Source organism: Streptomyces sp. NPDC001530 (genome assembly GCF_042894545.1).
In the GTDB taxonomy this organism is placed as follows: domain Bacteria; phylum Actinomycetota; class Actinomycetes; order Streptomycetales; family Streptomycetaceae; genus Streptomyces.
On sequence record NZ_JBIAVS010000017.1, the window covers coordinates 125,653 to 144,200 of the forward strand.

The following is an 18,548-nucleotide window of genomic DNA, read 5'->3' on the forward strand; positions in this document are numbered from 1 at the left end:
CTTGAACGCGAGGCCCGTTGCCTGATCGATACATAGTCCACAGACAACTTGGCCTCGCGCCCCGGCGGGATCAGTTCATGGTGGCGCCGATCGTCGTGCTGCCCGTCGTCAGGAACGTGGTCGCGGGCAGGGAGCCGTCGGACTTGCGGGAGTTGTACGTGGTGCTCGCGTCCGTGGAGACGAAGGACGGGGTGGAGATGCCGGAGTCCCAGTTGTTGCCGGCGGAGGTCACCTTGGAGCCCTTGGAGACCGCCGCGGAGCCGTTGCTCACCGCGAGGTTCTTGCCGAGCTTCGCGGAGCTGGTCGCGAAGTAGTAGCCGTACTTGCCGTTGGCGTACGCGGTGGTGCGGTTGATGACGATCGCGCCGGTGTTGGAGTTCTCGGTGAAGCCGTTGCCCGCGTCGTCCCAGGCGGCGGAGTTGTTGACGACGTGTGCGACGACCTCGCCGTCGCCGCCCAGCTTGTAGCCGTTGCCGTCGCCCGCGAAGGCGGAGTCGCCCCAGCGGTTCTTGCCGTTGCCGAAGGACCAGGTGTGTTCGACGGTGACGGGCGAGGAGAAGGACCAGAAGTCGATCCCGTCGTCGGAATTGTTGTAGAGGCGGGCGCCGGTGATCAGGTTGCCGGTGCCGGAGCCGAACTTCACGGCCACGCCGTCCGCGTTCTCGCCGTGGTTGACGGGGTCGTAATTCCCGTACGAGTCGATGTTCTTGACCGTGTTGTTGACGGTGCCGTCGCCGGTGAGCGTGAAGCCGGAGTCGCCGCCGTTGATGGTCTTGATGTTGTTCCAGTTCGTGCCGGTGCAGGACTGGCAGACGACGGCGCTGTCCGGGGAGTTCTGGAAGGTGATGCCCGAGACGTTCCAGTAGTCGGCGGTCAGCTTGAAGATCCAGTCGCCGGACGGCAGCGACGAGCCGTCGATCTTCACTGTCTCCGAGCCGTACGCCGTGAGCGTGACCGGGCTGGACGACGTGCCGTTGGCCGTGGACTGCAGGGTGGCCGTCGGGTAGTACGTGCCGCCGCGCACCTGGATGACGGTGCCGGCGGTGGCGTTCTTGATGGCGTTGGCCAGATCGGTCGAGTTGCTGACCACGACGGTCGCGGCCTGGGCCTGGGTGGGGAGGCCGGCGAGGCCGGAGCCCAGCGCCAGGGCGGCGCCGAGGGTGAGAGCGGTACGACGAGACATAGGAGTGCGGTCCTTTCGTCGATTTCTTGGGGGGATTCAGGAACTCAGGGGCACCAGTCGCCGAGGTATGTGGCACGGGTGTGCGACTCGGCGTCCGCGTCCGTGAGCTGGGGACGGTTCTCCGGCACGGTGATCTCTGCGCCGGGGCCCGTGTTGCGGTACTCGCGAAAGCGCATGGACTGCCAGGGGTAGGCCTCGCGCATGTTGATGTACGGCGCCACCGCGTCGATGCCCGGGCCGAGTTCGGTCTCGCGTACGACGAGCGAGGGCCAGGCCGTGGTCTCGTACGACGGGACCCACGGCCGGGCGATCTTGTACGCCCCGTCCTCGGCGCCGGAGGTGATCCGGCTGCGTACCGCCAGGAAGCCGTACGGGTTGGCGCGGGCCGTGGCGGGCGCGAAGACCATGCCCTCGGGCGTGAAGGTGACGTCCCGGTCGAGGGTGTGGAAGTGACAGCGCTCGAAGACGGCGGTGGCCCGGCCGAAGACGAAGTCGACGTCGCCCTCGATGTAGCAGTCGCGGTAGTAGTGGCGGTCGAAGGCGGTGAGCGCCGTCGTGTCGGCGAACAGGGTGTCCTGGTGGGCCAGCAGGCGTACGCGCGAGAAGTGCGAGCGGTCGCCGGTGACGTACGCCGCCACCGCCTGCGTTCCGGTGATCTCCAGGTGGTCGGCGCGCAGCCAGTCGTTGGCGATGGTCAGCCCGTGCACGGTCAGCCCGGGCGCCGCCGAGGTGAAGGTGGCGGAGCCCGCGGTGCCGTACGTGCCGGAACCGTCGGGCTTCTGCGTCCCGTTGGCGTGGTCGTAGACGATGACGGCGTCACGCGGGTTGCGCGTGGCGCCGCACAGGGTCAAGTCCGCTGTGTCGGCCGGTATGTTGACGACTTCGCGGTACGTGCCGGGGTGCACGACGATCGTCCGGCCGGGGCCGTCCACCGCGTCCACGGCGGCCTGGACGGAGTCGCCGGGGCGGACGTGGATCACCCGTTGTCCGCCGGCGAAGGCGGGTGTCGCGCCCAGAGCCGTCAGCGCCCCTGCCACGAGGAATGAGCGTCGGCGCATCTCAGCACCCCTTCCACGGGGTCCAGTCCCCCAGGTACACCTCGCGCGTCGCCGATTCGGCTTCCGCGTCGGTGAGTTGGGGCCGGTTCTCCGGGACGCTGATCACCGCGCCCGGACCCGTGTTGCGGTACTCGGCGAACCGCTGGCTCTGCCACGGGTAGGTGGCCGACATGTTGGTGTAGGGCGCGACCGCGTCGATCCCGGCGTCCAGGCGGGTGTCGCGGACGGTCAGCATCGGCCGGGCGGTCGTGTCCGAGCCGGGCACCCAGGGGCGGGCCAGCTTGTAGTACGCGTCCGGGGCCTCGCTGGTGATCCGGCTCCGGGTGACGAGGTAGCCGCGCGGGTTGGCGACGGCTGTGGACGGCGCGAAGACGAAGCCGTACGGGGCCGCGGCCAGGTCCGTGCGGTTCAGGGTGTGGAGGTGGCAGTGCTCGTACACCGCCGTCGCCCGGCCGAAGACGAAGTCGACGTCACCCTCGACGTAGCAGTCGCGGTAGTACTGGCGGGCGAAGGTGCCGAGCGCGATCGAGTCGGCGTACAGCGTGTCCTGGTGCCCCAGGAACCTGCAGTGCTCGAAGGCCGAGCGGTCGCCCCGGACCTTGATGGCGACGGCCTGGGTGCCGCTGATGTCGGGGTGGTCGGCGCGCAGCCAGTCGTTGGCGAAGGTGATCCAGCGGGCGGTGAACCCGTCGGTGCGTACGAGGGTCGTGGCCGACCCCGTGGTGCCGTACGTGCCCGAACCGTCCGGCTTCCGCGTGCCGTTGGCGTTGTCGTACACGACGACGACATCGCGCGGATCCTCGGAGGCGCCGATCCAGGTCATCTCGGTCCCCGCGACACCGGGCAGACCCGTGGCCGGGTCGATCACTCCGACGGAGACCGTCTCGCGGTACACACCGGGCGCGATGACCAGGGTGTATCCGGCGCCGGTCGCGGCGGTCACGGCGGCCTGGACGGTGGTGTGGTCACCGGCACCGGCCGCATCCACGTACAGCGTCCGCTCGGTGAGACGCGCGGACGGCGAACCGTATCGTCCGAAGGGGGCACGCCGCGTGGCGCGGGCAGGGGCCGCGAGCCCCAGAGCCAGCGCGGCTCCGCCGCTCGCGACGAGGAACGCCCTTCTGCTGAGCGGGAGGTGGGCCGTCATGGTCAGCAGATCTTTCCGGCGCCGGCGCGGTGGTCGACGATGCCCGGCACGGCCTTCGGCACGTCGACATGGGTCCGCAGGGTCGGCGTCCAACCGGCGCCCGACTGAAGCGTCTCGGCCGGGATCTCCGCGTTGTGCACGGCGATCAGATCGGTCGCCGTGCCGTTGACGTAGTTGTCGTCGGCGGTGACCGGCGCCTCCTTCCACTTCTTCAGGATCTTCGCGGCGCTGGTCCCCTCGGGCAGCGTGAACGCGTTGTGCTCGGCGACGAGCTGGGACTCCATGCCGATGCCGAAGCTGTAGGAGTAGGTGTCGTCGGCGACGAAGTGGTTGTTGTACGAGTCCACTTGGCCGAAGCGGACGCGCGGCGCGCGCTCGACGAGGCCGGTGAACAGGTTGTGGTGGAAGGTGACCTTCAGATGGCCCCGGTCGACGGCGGCGGTCGACGCGCTGTCGCTGTTCCCGATCAGGATCGTCTTGTCGTGGTCGGCGAAGACGTTCCAGGAGGCGGTCACGTGGTCCGCGCCCTTGACGATGTCGAGCTCGCCGTCGTGCTGCTCGTAGATCCGGCCGTAGTACGTCGGCAGCGTGCTGTCCGGGTGGTCCCCGTCGGTGAACGTGTTGTGGTCGAGCCAGATGTGCGTGGCCCCGTACACCACCGTGCTGTCGTACTCGGAGTTCCAGTTCCCGGTGTCGCCGTCGGTCGGGTCCCACTGCGGGAAGCAGTCGAGGGGGCTCTCGAAGGCGAGGTTGCGGACGATGACGTTGTCGACGGCCTTGATCTGCAGGCTCGCGCCCTTGAAGCCCGCGTTCTCACCGATGCCGACGATGGTGGTGTTGGCGGGGACGAACGCCTTGATGGCCGTGTCCTGGTGGGCGGCGGAGGCGGCGCGCAGATCCTCCTGTTCGCCGCTGACCACCTTGTCGTATCCCCACACCGCCGGGTCGTAGTCGGCCAGGTACTGGGCGAAGTCGTAGCCGTCGGCGGCGAAGGAGTCACAGCCGAGGGCGTTGGCGTCGATCGTGCCCTTGACCTTGATGATCTTCGCGGCGCTGCCGCCGTCCGCCAGCGCGGCCTTGAACTCGGCCCAGTCGGTGACGGTGTAGACGTGCGCGGCGTCGGCGGCCGCACCGCCGGTGGTGCCGGTGCCGTCGGAGGCCCAGCCGTCGCCGGCGGCGAGCGTCTGGCGGCCGAGGTCGCGGGGCTGGGCCTGGGCGGTGGTGCCGGTGACGGCGAGCACGAGGGCGGTGCAGCCGATCAGCGCGGTCAGGCTTCCTATGGCATGCCCATGCCATATCTGTGTGTTCATGGTGCGGCTCTCTCTTTCCATCGGCTCAGGGGGTCGGGGTCAGGCGGTGGGCCAGGTGATCCACGACTCGGGGATCTCGTCGTCGAGCCGGCGTACGTCCCGGGGCGCGAGCACCCGGCGACGCAGCAGCTCGGCCGCGACGAGACGGGCCACGGCGATCGCGCCGGGCGGGTTGAAGTGCGTGTTGTCCTGCTCGGTCTCGGTCCAGTTGAAGTACTTCTTCGTCTCCTCGACGCCGAGCTTCTGCCACAGGGCGATCGACAGCGCCTGGATGTCGAGCAGCGCGACGTGCTCGTCCTCGGCGAGGGCGCGCATCGACGCCGGGTAGTCGCCGTGGGTCGGCACCGCGTTGCCGTCCGCGTCGAACTTTCTGCGCTCGACGGGGGTGGCGAGCACCGGCCGCGCGCCCCGGGCCCGCGCCCCGTCGACGTACTGACGGAGATAGTCCTGGTACGTCGTCCAGGGCTCGGTGTAGCGGGTGGGGTCGGCGCTCTTCTCGTCGTTGTGGCCGAACTGGATGAGCAGGAAGTCGCCGGGGGCGATCACTTCGAGGATGGCGGCAAGACGCCCCTCGTCGATGAAGCTCTTCGAACTACGCCCGTTCACGGCGTGGTTGGCGATGACGAGGTCGTCGTGCAGGAAGAACGGGAGCGCCATGCCCCACCCGGTCTCGGGCGCGGCATCGGCGTACTTCTGGGCGGCGGTGGAATCCCCTGCGATGTACAGGGTGCGCTGCCTTCTGGGCGACGCCACCGCGAACGCGGGCGCCGACGCGGCGACGGCGACGGCGAGGGGAACGGCGGCGAGGGCCGCCGTGGTGACCTGTCTGCGGGTAAGGGACACGGGGGGTGTGCCTTTCAACAGGGGGGTGGGACCCGCGCCCCAAAGGGGCGCGGGCCTGTATCGATGTGCGGCTCCGCCGCGTGGGCGCGCCCAGTCACGACGGCCCCGCAGCCACGAATCAACCGAACGACCCGAGCTCTCAGTGGTTCTGCTTCCAGTCGGCCTGCGCCTTGTTCAACTGGTCGGCAAGCGTGTCCAGGAACGACTTCGCGGACATCTTCCCGAGCAGCAGCTTCTGAAAGTTCGGCTCGTTGTCGGCCTTGGAGATGGTGTTCCAGTCGGGCAGGTAGTACGGCAGCTGCACGATCTTCGTGTCAGCGCCGTTCAGCGCCTCCGCGGCCAACTTGGTGGGCTCCGCCTGCTGAATCCAGGCGGCCTGCGCGGCCTCGGTGTTCGCCGGGACCTGACCCGCGGACTCGTTGAACTTGGAGTTCTCCGCGGAGGAGACGGCGAACTCGATGAACTTCCAGGCGGCCGCCTTGTTCTTGCTGGACTTGAACAGGCTCAGCCCGTCGACCGGGTTGGAGATCTGCACGCGTGTGCCGTCGTCCATCGTCGGGTTGGGGATGCCCTTGAACTTGTCCGCGCCCAGCGCCTTCAGGTGGTCCTGGTAGGAGCCGAGGTTGTGGCTCAGCATGCCGATGGTGCCGCTGTCCCACTGGGCGACCATCTTGGTGAAGTCGTTGTTGAGGTCGGCGGACGGGGTGTCCTTCTTGTACAGGGCGATGTACTTCTCGAGGGCGGCCACGTTCTTCGGGTCGTTGACGGTGGTCTTGTCGCCGTCCCAGAACGAGGTGATGCCGGTCTGGCCGTACACCGCGTCCAGGGCCGGCGCGATGGACCCCTCGCCGCCTCGGATGGTGAATCCGAACTTGTTCTTGCCCTTGTCGGTGAGCTTGTCGGCGGCCTCGTAGAACTTCGACCAGGTGGTCGGTGCGTCCAGGCCCGCGCTCTTGAACAGGTCGGTGCGGTACCAGAGCGTGCCGTTGTTGGCGGAGGTCGGCACCTGGTACAGCTTGTCCCCGCCGCCCGCGGCCCGGCTGCTGTCGAGCAGGTTGTGGTTCAGCTTGCCGTTCAGCGAGCTCTTCTCGAGCCGGCTGTCCAGCGGCTCCAGCGCGCCCTGGACCCCGATCTCGGCGAGCATCGCGGTCCCCACGCCGCCGACGTCGGGCAGGCCGCCGCCCTGAATGGCGGTGTCGTACTTGGACTGGGCGCTCGCCGCGGGTACTCCGACGTAGTTGACCTTGATGTTGGGGTACTTCTTCTCGAAGTCGGCGATGATCTGCTTCCAGATGTCGGTGCGGACACCGCCGTTGTTGTCCCAGAAGGTGATCTCGCCCTTGCCGGAGCCCTCGTTGCCCTTGTCCCCGGCCGAGCCGCTGCCGTCGTCGCCGCAGGCGGTGGCGGTGAGCGCGAGCACGGAGCCCAGGGCGACGGCCATGGCGGCACGCCTGCTTCTACGGATGCTGATCTTCATTGGTCGGCTCTCTTCTTCTGGATCCAACGGGGTGGTGAGGTTGTGGGGGTCAGTGACGGGCATAGCGAGCCCAGTCGTCCTTGCCGTTCAGGTGGTGACGACGGCCCGGACGGTCGGGTAGTCGGCGGGCACGCTCAGCACGGTGCCGATCCGCTTCTGCGGACCCGAGAACGTGCGCACCAGCGCGGGCACGGCGGACGCGGGGTCCAGGCGGTAGCTGTAGAAGTCCCGCGGGTCGAAGGCCGTGCCCCACGCGTCATGGCGCCCGCTGGTGTTCTTCAGGATCGACCCGCGCTGCACCAACTCGGCCGTGGCATCGGCCTGATAGGGATGCTGGACACCGTCGTAGTAACTGTTCTCGATGACCATCCTGGTATGACCGCGCGACCAGTTGCCGTACGTCCAGACCGGATCACCGTCCGCCACCTGGGCCGACAGGTAGTTGTTGTAGAGGTGCGCGTAGGCGCAGTTGTCGGCGGACGGATTGCGCTGCTTCGTGCCGCTGAACCAGTTGTGGTCGATGGTGATCTGCGTCTTGACGTTGGCGGTCCAGCCGATGCCGAACGCCTTGTTGTGGTGGGTGAACTGGTTGTAGGAGACGGTGATGTACTGGCTGTCCTTGCGGATGTCGAGCAGTCCGTCGCCCATGTGCGTGAACCTGTTGTGGTCGATCCACACGTGGTCGACGGTGTCCATCTGGATCGCGTCGAAGTCCTGCGTCTTGCCGTCCCAGTCGCCCTCGACGTAGGAGTCCCGGATCGTCAGATTGCGGATGATCACGTTGTGCGTACCGGGGTTGAGGTGCAGCTCCCCGTGGACGATCTCGCCGGTGTCGCCGACGCCGGTGATCGTCTTGTTCGAGGCCACGACGATGTCGGAGCCGAAGGGTTCCACGGCGAGAGCTCCGGAGACCCGGATGACGTACGGCTCCTCGGCGGCCGCGTACCGCGCGAGCGAGGCCTGGTCGGTGACGGTGACGACCTCGCCGCCCGCGCCTCCGGTGGTGCCGCCGTCGAGGGAGGCGAAGCCGTGGGGCCGGTCGCTCCAGCGGTCGGCGGCGATCGGCGTGGGCACTTCGGACGCCGTGGTGGCCGGCGTAAGGGCTTGCGGAGCGGTGACCGCCTTCGCCTGGCCGATCGCCCCGAGCCCCAGGGCCGCGATCATGCCCACGACGGCGGCCGCGGTTCTCCCGGGACCTGGCCTCGACAAGCGCTTGCTATGGAGGTGCGTCATTGCGGCTCCCAACAGGCGTACGAATGGCAGGACGTCACCCTCAGCGGGTCGGTGAAGCGGTGATACGGAACTGCGTGAACGAGGCCGCGCCGGCGTGTCCCCCGCCGACGGGCGCGAGCGCGAAGAGTCCGAGCAGGGCGCCGACCCAGCGCCAGGGGGTGGCGGCGAAGACCTGGCCGGAGGGCTGCCGGCCGCCGCCGACGTCGTAGGAGAAACGGCAGCGCGCCCCCGGGCCGATCTCGATCCACAGCCGGGCCCGTCCCCCGGGCGCCTCCCGCGGATGCGCGGCGTCGCGTTCCCTCCCCCACTGCCCTGAAGGCGTGGGAGGTGCCCCCATGGCGACGGACTCGGCGAACCGGTGCACGAGCCGCACCGATCCATCGGCCTCCCGCTGCAGCCCGATCCAGCTGAACGCGTCCCCGAGCACGGCGAGCCCCGCCCGCGCCCCCGGCTCCTCGCTGTCGAGCCGCAGCTCCACCTCGACGGTGGCGGCGATGCCGGGCAGCCGCTGGGTGAGCACGTTCGGCAGTTTGCGCAGGTCGTGCGCGTCGGCCGTCCGTACGCAGCTCAACCGCAGCCCGTCCCCGGAGTGCTGGGTGGCCCAGCCGTCCTGCGGGTTGGCGGTCCACTGCCACTGGCGCCCGAACCGGCCGCCGGGGAAGTCGTCGTCGGTGGCGGGCGCGGATGGCGGCTGAGCGGGAAGATCCGGCTTCTTGTGCACGGCGACGGGGGTGCCCTCGTTCCCGAGCACCGGCCAGCCGTCCGGGCCCCACCGCATCGGCTGGAGGTGGACGACCCGCCCGTACGAGCCGCGCTGCTGGAAGTGCGCGAACCAGTCCTCGCCGCTCGCCGTGCGGACCCAGCCGCCCTGGTGGGGGCCGTTGACCTCGGTGTCGCCCTGCTCCAGGACGATCCGCTCCTCGTACGGCCCGAAGAATCCACGCGAGCGGAAGGCGCCCTGCCAGCCGGTCTCCACTCCCCCGGCGGGAGCGAAAATCCAGAACCAGCCGTCGTGCCGGTAGGCCTTGGGCCCTTCGAGGGTGAACCAGCCGGGGATCCGGTCGGCGTCGACGATCACCTTGCCCTCGTCGAGCAGTCCGGTGCCGTCGGGGCGCATACGGTGCCCGGTGAGCCGGTTCTTCACGCCCGCGCGGGACTTGGCCCAGGCGTGCACGAGATACGCCTCGCCGGTCTCCTCGTCCCACAGCGGGCAGGCGTCGATGAGCCCCTTGCCCTCCTTGACCAGGTGCGGACGGGTCCAAGGGCCCCTGATCTCGGGGGCGTTGACCTGGAAGATGCCGTGGTCGGGGTCGCCCCAGAAGATCCAGAAGCGGTCGTCGTGGTGGCGGAGGGAGGGAGCCCAGACCCCGCAGTCGTGCCGCGGTTTCCTGAACTCGCCCGCGGGTTCCAGGCGTGGGAGTGCGTGCCCGACCAGTGTCCAGTTGACCAGGTCGCGGGAGTGCAGCAGGGGCAGGCCGGGGGCGCGGCCGAAGCTGGAGGCGGTGAGGTAGAAGTCGTCGCCCACGCGGAGGAGGTCGGGGTCGGACCAGTCGGCGTCGAGGACGGGGTTGCGGTAGGTGCCGTCGCCGAGGTCGGCGCTGAACGCGCTGTTCACGGGCTCACCGCCTTCCGTACGAGGGCCGCGGCCGCGCCCCGGTCGAGGGCGCCGTCCGCGACGACGGTGACGACCCGGCGTACCACCGTCTCCCCGGCGGGGATCGGCAGCCGTGCGTCGTGCGCGAGGGAGGAGCCCACGCCCGGGTACTCGGCGGTGCGCACGAACCACGGGTCGCGGCGCGTCGCTTCGGTGGCCCCGGCGAAGACGAGCGTCCAGGTGGCGCCCGCGAGGGCCAGCCAGTCGGCGCGGCTGCCGTGGACCGCCTCCTCGCCCTCGGTGCCGGCGGTGAACACGCGCGGCGCCTCGGCCTCCTTGCGGGCGCGCCAGAAGAAGCCGCCGTAGGCCGCGCCGGGCCGCCCGTTGGTGGCGGGACTGCCGATGGACAGCTCGTGCTCCGTCGTGTTCGTGAGCGAGAACGTGAAGTCCAACGCCCAGGCGGAGTCGGCGAGTTCGGCCGCCGCGACCGTACGGCGCTCGCGCAGCAGCTCGCCGCCCGCGGCCACCCAGCGCAGCTCCTCCACGAAGCCGTCGGGGTCGCGCAGCTGGAAGGCGGTGTGCCGCTGGGCGCCGTGGTTGGCGAGCTCGGTGGGCCCCTGGTCGCGTACGTAGGTGCGCCCGCCCCAGAAGTTGTGCCCCTCGACGTCGGGAACGGCGACACCGACGCCGAGGTGGTGTGCGTGGTCGGCGGGGCTGAGCTCGGTGACGGCCGTGCCTGCCAGGGTGGTGACGGGATGCAGATACGGACGCGGGGAGAGCCGGGTCGGCAGTTCGGGCCGGGTGATGTAGCGGGCGACGGGGCGGCCCGCGCTGCGCAGGACGAGTGACTCGGTGTTCATCGGGCGCTCACCTCGTTCAGGGCCGCCCAGGGGGCGCCCAGCTCGGAGTAGAGGGCGAGGGTGTCGGCGGCGGCCGCGACGAGTCCGTCGATACCGCGGACCACCCGGCGGTTCTCGCCGGGCAGCCGGTCCCAGGCGTCGTCGGGCAGCGCGATGGGATCGGGCGCCTGCCGGATCGCTTCGACGACCTTCATGAAGGCGCCCGTCGAATCGGGCGTGACCAGCAGTTCGGCGCCGTCCGTCAGATGCGCGACCAGGTTCTCCAGCAGGTCCGTCCGGCCGTACTCGATCTCCTCCGGGCCGCGCCCGGACCGCTGCACGAGCACGCGGTCCTGCTTGTACCAGAAGGTGATCCGTCCATGGGCGCCGTGCACCAGCACGTACGGCTCGTCGGGGCGCTCGGCGCAGAGCGTCGCGGCGACGGTGATCCGGCTCGTCACGGTGGCGATGCGCACGCAGGAGGTGTCGTCGGACTCGATGTCGTTGACGCGCAGCAGCTCGGTCTCGATCGCCGTGACGTCCTCGGTGCGGGTGGACCCGTCCAGGGCAAGGGCCGTGGCGACGGCGTGGGCAAGGGGGTTCGTCAGCACACCGTCGACCACGTCCACGCCGTTCAGGCGGCGCTTGCCCGCCCACGGCGCACGCCGGTAGTACGCCTCGTCGCGCGCCCAGGCCCCCGCCCCGCCGATCCCGATCACCGAGCCGAGCGCGCCCTGGGCGATCAGCTCCCGGATCGCGGGCACCGCGTGCGAGCCGAGCGACTGGAAGCCGATCTGGCAGACGACCCCGGCCGCGGCGACCCCGTCGGCCATCCTGCGGAACTCGGCGTACGACGGCGCGGGCGGCTTCTCCAGGAGCAGGTGGACGCCCTTCGCGGCGGCGATCAGCGCCAGGTCGGTGTGGGTGGGGATGGGCGTGCAGATCACGGCGATCGCGGCGCCGGTGGAGTCGAGGAGGGCGCCGAAGTCGGCCGACTGGAGCGGTGAGCCGATCCCGTCGAGCTCCTCCTCGGTGAGCGGCGTCAGCTCGCAGATGCCCGCGAGCCGTATGAGCCCCTTGTCCTGGAGGCGACGGATGTTTTTCAGATGCCAGCGGCCGTGACCGCGCGCGCCCGCGAGGACGACCGGCACAGGCGTGCTCATCGCACCCTCCCCGCACCCGCGCCCCGCGCCACGTCGTGGTCGGCCTGCCGGGCGCTGTCGATCGTCCCGTGCAGCGTGGGCGTCCAGCCGACGTCGGCGGTCAGGTCGCGCTCGCTGCCGGAGTTGTACGCGTTGTAGATGGCCAGCAGATCGACGGGGAAGCCGTTGAAGAGCGTCCCGGTCTGGTGCAGGGCCGTGCCGTTCCAGCTCTTCACGAGGTCGGCGACCTCGACATGGCTGGGAGTGGTGAAGGCGTTGTTCTCGGCGTAGATCGCGGACTCGGTGGAGACACCCAGCGAGTAGCGGTACTCGGAGCGTTCGGGCACGACGTACCGGTTGTCGTAGACGTGCACCTGCCCGAAGCGGACGCGCGGCGCGCGCTGGACGACCCCCTCGAACTCGTTGTGGTGCAGGGTGACGCGGAGCTTGCCCCGGTCCCCGGTCGCCGAGTCGCTGTTGCCGATGAGCATCGCCTTGTCGTGGTCGGCGAACCGGCTCCAGGAGACGGTGACGAGGTCGGAGCCGGTGGTGATGTCCAACAGACCGTCGTGACGAAGGTAGTTGCGGCCGAAGTAGGTGGGCTCGTCCGCGTCGGGGTGGCCCTTGTCGCTCGCGGTGATGTGGTCGACCCACACATGCGTGGCGCCGCTCAGCCACAGGGTGTCGTACGCGGTCTTCCAGTCGCCGAGGCCGCCGGTGTTGGGCTGCCAGACGGGGAAGCAGTCGTAGGCGTCGCGGAGTTCGAGGTTGCGGACGATCACGTTGTCCGCGTTCTTGATCTGGAGGCTGGCCCCCTTGAGCACGGCTCCGGAGCCGAGGCCGACGATGGTGGTGTTCGAGCCGACGAGCAGCTCGACGCGCTCGGCCTGCCGGGCGGCGGACGCCTGGCGGGCCTCCTCCTGCGCACCGCTGGGCCTGGCCGGCCCCCAGGTGCGCGGGTCGTACGCGGCCAGATACCGCTTCAGGCTGTACCCGTCCCTCGCGTAGTCGTCGCAGTCCAGGTGGTTGCCCTCGTCGTCGGTGTTGGCGTCGATCGTCCCCACGACCTTGATGATCTTCGGGGTGGCGCTGCCGCCGTCGAGGGCGCGAACGAGCTCGGCCCGGCTGCGTACGGTGAAGACGTGGGCGTCGTCCGCCGCCGCACCGCCGGTGGTGCCGCCGTCCGCCGCCGCCCAGCCGTCGTCCGGGGCCAGGGTGTCGCGGCTGATGTCACGGGCGTCGGCGCCGGCCGGAGTGCTGAGCACCGCACCCAACAGGGCGACCACGGCCGCCACTTGAAGAACGCGCCTCACCCCTTCACCGCCCCCGCGCTGAAGCCGGTGATCAGCCACTTCTGGATGAACGCGAAGACGATGACGACCGGTACGGCGGCGATGATGCCGCCCGCGGCGAGCGCGCCCAGGTCGACGCTGTCGGAGCTCATCAGGGTGTTGAGGCCGACCGGGATGGTCTGCTTGCTCTGGTCGCTGAGGAACATCAGGGCGAACAGGAAGTGGTTCCAGGCGTGCACGAAGGCGAAGGAGCCGACGGCGATCAACCCGGGCCGCAGCAGCGGGAGTACGACGATCCGGAAGGCGGTGAAGCGGTTGCAGCCGTCGACCCAGGCGGCCTCTTCCAGCGAGTACGGGACGTTCCTGATGAACCCGCTGATGAGGATCATCGACAGCGGCAGCTGGAAGACCGTCTCGGCGATGATGACGCTGCCGAGCGAGTTGATCATCTGGAGCTTGGCGAAGATCTGGAAGAGCGGGACCAACAGCAGTGCGCCCGGCACGAATTGGGAGCAGAGCAGCGCGAGCAAGAAGCCGCGCTTGATCCTGAAGTCGAAGCGGGCGAGCGCGTAGCCGCCGGCCAGTGCGACGACGGTCGTCATCACCAGCGTGGCGACGGCGATGAGCACGCTGTTCTGGAAGTAGGTGCCGAAGCTTCGCTCGGTCCACACCTTGTCGAAGTGCTCGAAGGTCATCGGCCACGGCACGAGCGAGGTCGATCCCGCCGGGCGCAGCGCGAAGAGCAGGATCCAGTAGAAGGGGATCAGGGTGAAGAGCAGATAGATCGACAGGGGGAGGTAGATCTGCCAGCGCGGGACCTCGTCCCAGGCCCGGCGGTTCTTCCTCGCACGTGGTGGAGGCTCTTCGGCCACCGGTTCGGGCGCGGCCGGGGCAACGGCCTCGGCGTCCTTGGTGATCACTTGTCCCCACCTCCGAACTTGCTCAGTCGCAGGTAGACGATCGAGCAGAACAGCAGAATCACGAACGCGACCGTGGTCAGGGCCGACGCGTAGCCGAAGTTGTGCGCGTCGACGCTGGTGTTGGCGATGTAGAGCGGGAGTGTCGTCGTCTCGCCCGCGGGGCCTCCGCCGGTCAGCGTGTAGAGCAGGTCGACGTTGTTGAACTCCCACACCGCGCGCAACAGCGTGGACAGGACGATCGCGTCCTTCAGATGCGGCAGCGTGATGTGCAGGAACTGCCGGAAGCGGCTGGCGCCGTCGACCTCGGCGGCCTCGTACAGATCCTTGGAGACGGACTGGAGGTCGGCGAGGATCAGGATCGCGAAGAAGGGGACACCGCGCCACAGGTCGGCGACCACGGCCGCCGGGAAGACGGTGGAGGTGTCCGACAGCCAGCTGGTGCCGTACTGCCCGATGCCCGCGTCGGCGAGGTAACGGGTGATGCCCGTCTGGGAGTTGTAGAGCAGCACCCAGATCGCGGAGGTCAGCACACCGGAGACGGCCCACGGTGAGAAGACCAGCGCGCGGCCGACCGCCCGCCCCACGAAGGTCTGGTTGACGATCAGCGCCAGCGCCAGTCCGAACAGCAGCTGCAGTCCGACCTCGACGACGACCCACTTGGCGCTGAAGGTCAGCGTGTCCCAGAACTGCGGGTCGTCGGTGAAGGCGTGCACGAAGTTGTCGAAGCCCGCGTAGCCGTTGCGCCACGGCTTGGTCGGGTTGTAGTTCTGCAGGCTGTAGTAGAAGACGCTGATGACGGGGTAGGCGATGAAGCCGAGCATCAGCAGGCCCGCCGGGGCGATCAGCAGATACGGCAGTTTGCGCGGCGTCGCCGAGCCACGGCGCCGCCGGGGTGGCGCGGGCTGTTTCGCCACGGCTGCGGCTTGGGCCATGACTGTTCTCCGTTCGTACGGGTGCCGTGGAACGTTTGCTGTCGGTCGCACAGGAAGCGCTTGCTACATTCACATGGGTGAAGCGCTTCGCAGATGTTGTTCGGGATATCGGCCAGAAGAGAGCAGTCCTCGCGGGCCGCTCTCACCCGGCGTAGGGGTCTGGCACCTTGCCCGGCCGGGCCAGGAACGCGAAGTCGCAGCCGGTGTCCGCCTGGGTGATCTGCTCGTTGTAGAGCGCTCCATAGCCGCGCTCGTACCGCTCGGGCGGCGGCGTCCACTCCGCCCTGCGGCGCGCCAACTCCTCGTCGTCCACGTTGAGTTGAAGCGACCGCGCCTCGACGTCGAGGGTGATCGTGTCGCCGGTCCGCACCAGCGCGAGCGGCCCGCCGACGTACGACTCGGGCGCCACGTGCAGCACACACGCGCCGTAACTCGTGCCGCTCATCCGGGCGTCGGAGATCCGCACCATGTCCCGTACACCCTGTTTCAGCAGGTGGTCGGGGATGGGCAGCATCCCGTACTCGGGCATGCCGGGCCCGCCCTTGGGGCCGGAGCCCCGCAGCACGAGCACGCTGTCCGCGGTGATACCGAGGGAGGGGTCGTTGATGGTGCGCTGCATGGTCTTGTAGTCGTCGAAGACGACGGCGGGACCGGTGTGCCCCAGCAGCTGCGGCTCGGCGGCGATGTGCTTGATGACCGCGCCGTCCGGACACAGGTTGCCGCGCAGCACAGCGACACCGCCCTCGGCCGCGACCGGGTTCTCCCGGGTGCGGATGACATCGTCGTTGTGCACCTGGGCAGTCGACAGTTGCTCGCGCAGGCTGTCGTACGACACCGTCGGCCGGTCCAGATGCAGCAGATCGGTGATCCGTGACAGGAACCCCGGCAGGCCGCCGGCGAAGTGGAAGTCCTCCATGAGGTACTTCTGGCCACCGGGCCGGACGTTGGCTAGCACCGGCACGGTCCGCGCGATGCGGTCGAAGTCGTCGAGCGTGAGCGTGACACCGGCCCGCCCGGCCATGGCGATCAGATGGATCACGGCGTTGGTGGAGCCGCCGAGTCCGAGGACGGTCGTCACGGCGTCCTCGAAGGCCTCGGCGCTGAGGATGTCCGACAACTTCCGGTCTTTCAGGACGAGTTCGACGATCCTGAGTCCCGCCGCGGCGGCCATCCGGTCATGCCCGGAGTCGACGGCGGGAATGCTCGACGCACCGGGCACGGTGACGCCGAGCGCCTCGGCCGCCGCGGTGAGCGTGGACGCCGTCCCCATGGTCATGCAGTGACCGGGCGAGCGGGCGAGTCCGCTCTCCAGCTCGGTCATCTCGCAGTCCCCGATGAGCCCGGCGCGCTTGTCGTCCCAGTACTTCCACATGTCGGTGCCGGAGCCGAGGACTTCGTTGCGCCAGTGGCCCGGAAGCATGGGTCCGGCGGGCACGAAGACGGCCGGCAGGTCGACCGAGGCGGCCCCCATGAGCAGCGCGGGCGTGGACTTGTCACAGCCGCCCATCAGCACGGCCCCGTCCACCGGATAGGACCGCAGCAGCTCCTCGGTCTCCATCGCGAGCAGATTGCGATAGAGCATCGGGGTGGGCTTCTGGAAGGTCTCGCTCAGCGTGGACACCGGGAATTCGAGCGGGAAACCCCCGGCCTGCCACACCCCCCGCTTCACGGCCTGCGCACGGTCGCGCAGATGCACATGGCAGGGATTGATGTCGGACCAGGTGTTGAGGATCGCGATGACCGGCTTGCCCAGGTGCTCCTCGGGCAGATAGCCGAGTTGCCGCGTCCGCGCCCGGTGGCTGAAGGAGCGCAGCCCGTCGGTCCCGTACCACTGGTGGCTTCTGAGGTCCTCCGGGCGCTTCATAGGGACCACCCCGCGGCGATGGCGGCGACTTCCACCCGCTCGGACTCGGGCAACTGCTTGCTCGGGGGCCGTACTTCACGGCTGCACAGCCCGAGCGAGGCCAGGGCCTCCTTGACCACGGTCACGTTGTTGGCGGAGCCGTTGGCGGCGCGCAGTTCCTCGAACCGGCGGATCTGCTCCCACACCTTCATCGCCCCCGGATAGTCCCCCGATCGAAGCGCTTCGATCATGTTCAGCGAAACGGCCGGGGCGACGTTCACAAGTCCCGAGGTGAAGCCGGTGGCACCCGCCGAGAAGTACGAGGGCGCGTACGGCTCGGCGAGACCGGCCACCCACACGAACCGTTCGAGCCCGGCGTCCCGCGCGAAGGCGGCAAAACGCGCGGCGTCCGGAACGGCGTACTTCACCCCGATGACGTTCGGGCAGACATCGGCGAACTCGGCGAGCCGCTCCCCCGCGAGCAGCGGATTGCGGATGTACGGAACGACGCCGAGCTCGGGCACGGACTCGGCGATGGCCCGGTGGTAGTCGACCCAGCCGCCCTCCGACACATACGGATGGATGGGCTGATGGACCATCACCATCTGCGCCCCCAGCTCCCGCGCGTGCCGCGCCGAGGCGACGGCGGTCGGCACGTCGTGCCCGACGCCGACGAGAATGACCGCCCGGTCCCCGGTCTCCTCGACGGTCAACTCGGTGACGAGCTGCCGCTCTTCGGGAGTCAGCGCATAGAACTCACCCGTATTGCCGTTGGGCGTAAGGGTTTTCACCCCACCATCCAGCAGCCGACGCAGCAGAGCCCGGTGGGTGTCGCGATCGATCGACCCGTCCTCCGCGAACGGGGTCACGGGGATCGCCACGACCTCGGCGAGCGCCGCCCGCTGGGTCTCGTACGTCGCTGTCATTCCTGTCCATCCTCTTCCTGGCCCTGGGGGAAGGCCCGTTGCACGAACGAGGCGATATGGGCGTGCAGCGCACCGGCCGCGCCGTCGGCGTCACCGTCGAGGGCGAGTCGCAGAATCTCCCGGTGCTCGCCCGCCTCACGTTCCCAGGACGGGTCGGCGGCCCAGGCGACCGCCGAGACCAGAGCGGCCTGGTCCCGCACTTCGTCGAGCATCCGGCCGAGCAGCGGATTGCCGCAGGGCACGTACAGGGCGCGGTGGAACTCCCGGTTGGCGAGGGAGCGTTCGGCGGTGTCGGTGGCCTCGTCGGCGCGGGTCAGCGCGTCCCGCGCGGCATCGAGCGAGGCCCCGCGCCGCACCGCCCGCCGCAGCGCCTCCGGCTCCAGCAGCAGCCGCACGTCGTACACCTCGCGCGCCATGTCCGCGTCCACCATGCGCACCGTGACGCCCTTGTACTGGCTCATCACGACGAGCCCGGTACCGGCCAGGGTCTTGAGCGCCTCGCGCACGGGCGTCTTGGACACCCCGAACTGCGCCGCGAGTTCGGTCTCGACCAGGGCCTGCCCCGGGGTCAACTGCCCGGTGAGGATGCGGTGTTTGATCCCCTCCAGCACGAACTGCGTGCGGGACGGGATCGGGGTGGGCACAGAGGTCATGCGCGCCTCTCGGGTCTCACGTGGTCGGATCGCGCAAATCAGCTGCATCGGATGCATCTGATCTCGCATATCGCGTCTCATATATGACGTACGAAGTACGACGCGATGAAGGTAGGAGCGTGACCGTGTTTCGTCAACGCTTCTGACAAAAGAAGG

General features: G+C 69.3%; 15 protein-coding genes and 1 pseudogene. All 16 read right to left on the minus strand.

Annotated features, from left to right (window positions below; translation table 11 throughout):
* Positions 1–70: 70 nt before the first annotated feature.
* Positions 71–1,183, minus strand: coding sequence for a chondroitinase-B domain-containing protein (locus tag ACFY0T_RS32580; protein WP_388878547.1), 1,113 nt, complete (start codon positions 1,181–1,183; stop codon positions 71–73).
* A gap of 44 nt (positions 1,184–1,227) precedes the next feature.
* Positions 1,228–2,241 (minus strand): pectinesterase family protein, encoded by a 1,014-nt coding sequence (locus tag ACFY0T_RS32585; RefSeq protein ID WP_388878549.1) that lies wholly within the window; start codon positions 2,239–2,241, stop codon positions 1,228–1,230.
* A 1-nt stretch (position 2,242) separates the two neighbouring features.
* The gene (locus ACFY0T_RS32590) at positions 2,243–3,388 is read right to left on the minus strand and encodes a pectinesterase family protein (RefSeq protein WP_388878552.1); all 1,146 of its coding nucleotides are present in this window, start codon (positions 3,386–3,388) and stop codon (positions 2,243–2,245) included.
* A 2-nt stretch (positions 3,389–3,390) separates the two neighbouring features.
* Positions 3,391–4,698, minus strand: a complete 1,308-nt coding sequence (locus ACFY0T_RS32595; protein WP_388878555.1) for a polysaccharide lyase family 1 protein — start codon at positions 4,696–4,698, stop codon at positions 3,391–3,393.
* Positions 4,699–4,737: 39 nt separating this feature from the next.
* Positions 4,738–5,541 carry a rhamnogalacturonan acetylesterase gene (locus ACFY0T_RS32600; RefSeq protein WP_388878558.1) on the minus strand — a complete coding sequence of 268 codons (804 nt, stop codon included), beginning with the start codon at positions 5,539–5,541 and terminating at the stop codon, positions 4,738–4,740.
* 139 nt (positions 5,542–5,680) lie between these two features.
* Positions 5,681–7,018 carry an ABC transporter substrate-binding protein gene (locus tag ACFY0T_RS32605; RefSeq protein WP_388878561.1) on the minus strand — a complete coding sequence of 446 codons (1,338 nt, stop codon included), beginning with the start codon at positions 7,016–7,018 and terminating at the stop codon, positions 5,681–5,683.
* Positions 7,019–7,114: 96 nt separating this feature from the next.
* Positions 7,115–8,251 (minus strand): annotated as a pseudogene (locus tag ACFY0T_RS32610) (polysaccharide lyase family 1 protein); the annotation flags it as partial.
* A 40-nt stretch (positions 8,252–8,291) separates the two neighbouring features.
* Entirely contained in the window at positions 8,292–9,866 is a 1,575-nt protein-coding gene (locus ACFY0T_RS32615) for a family 43 glycosylhydrolase (RefSeq protein WP_388878564.1), read from the minus strand.
* On the minus strand, positions 9,863–10,705 hold the full coding sequence (locus ACFY0T_RS32620; protein ID WP_388878567.1) for a PmoA family protein: 843 nt from the start codon (positions 10,703–10,705) through the stop codon (positions 9,863–9,865). Before ACFY0T_RS32620 ends, ACFY0T_RS32615 begins: the two co-directional genes overlap by 4 nt.
* Positions 10,702–11,847, minus strand: a complete 1,146-nt coding sequence (locus ACFY0T_RS32625; protein ID WP_388878570.1) for a Gfo/Idh/MocA family protein — start codon at positions 11,845–11,847, stop codon at positions 10,702–10,704. The genes ACFY0T_RS32620 and ACFY0T_RS32625 overlap by 4 nt, the downstream gene beginning before the upstream one ends.
* Entirely contained in the window at positions 11,844–13,112 is a 1,269-nt protein-coding gene (locus tag ACFY0T_RS32630; RefSeq protein ID WP_388878573.1) for a polysaccharide lyase family 1 protein, read from the minus strand. The genes ACFY0T_RS32625 and ACFY0T_RS32630 overlap by 4 nt, the downstream gene beginning before the upstream one ends.
* Before the next feature lie 23 nt (positions 13,113–13,135).
* Positions 13,136–14,038 carry a carbohydrate ABC transporter permease gene (locus tag ACFY0T_RS32635; RefSeq protein WP_388878576.1) on the minus strand — a complete coding sequence of 301 codons (903 nt, stop codon included), beginning with the start codon at positions 14,036–14,038 and terminating at the stop codon, positions 13,136–13,138.
* Positions 14,035–14,970, minus strand: coding sequence for a carbohydrate ABC transporter permease (locus tag ACFY0T_RS32640; protein WP_388878579.1), 936 nt, complete (start codon positions 14,968–14,970; stop codon positions 14,035–14,037). The genes ACFY0T_RS32635 and ACFY0T_RS32640 overlap by 4 nt, the downstream gene beginning before the upstream one ends.
* A gap of 142 nt (positions 14,971–15,112) precedes the next feature.
* Positions 15,113–16,834 carry an L-arabinonate dehydratase gene (gene araD / locus ACFY0T_RS32645; RefSeq protein ID WP_388878582.1) on the minus strand — a complete coding sequence of 574 codons (1,722 nt, stop codon included), beginning with the start codon at positions 16,832–16,834 and terminating at the stop codon, positions 15,113–15,115.
* Positions 16,831–17,739 (minus strand): dihydrodipicolinate synthase family protein, encoded by a 909-nt coding sequence (locus tag ACFY0T_RS32650; protein WP_388878585.1) that lies wholly within the window; start codon positions 17,737–17,739, stop codon positions 16,831–16,833. The genes araD and ACFY0T_RS32650 overlap by 4 nt, the downstream gene beginning before the upstream one ends.
* Positions 17,736–18,392 carry a GntR family transcriptional regulator gene (locus tag ACFY0T_RS32655; protein WP_388878588.1) on the minus strand — a complete coding sequence of 219 codons (657 nt, stop codon included), beginning with the start codon at positions 18,390–18,392 and terminating at the stop codon, positions 17,736–17,738. Before ACFY0T_RS32655 ends, ACFY0T_RS32650 begins: the two co-directional genes overlap by 4 nt.
* Between the last annotated feature and the right edge of the window lie 156 nt (positions 18,393–18,548).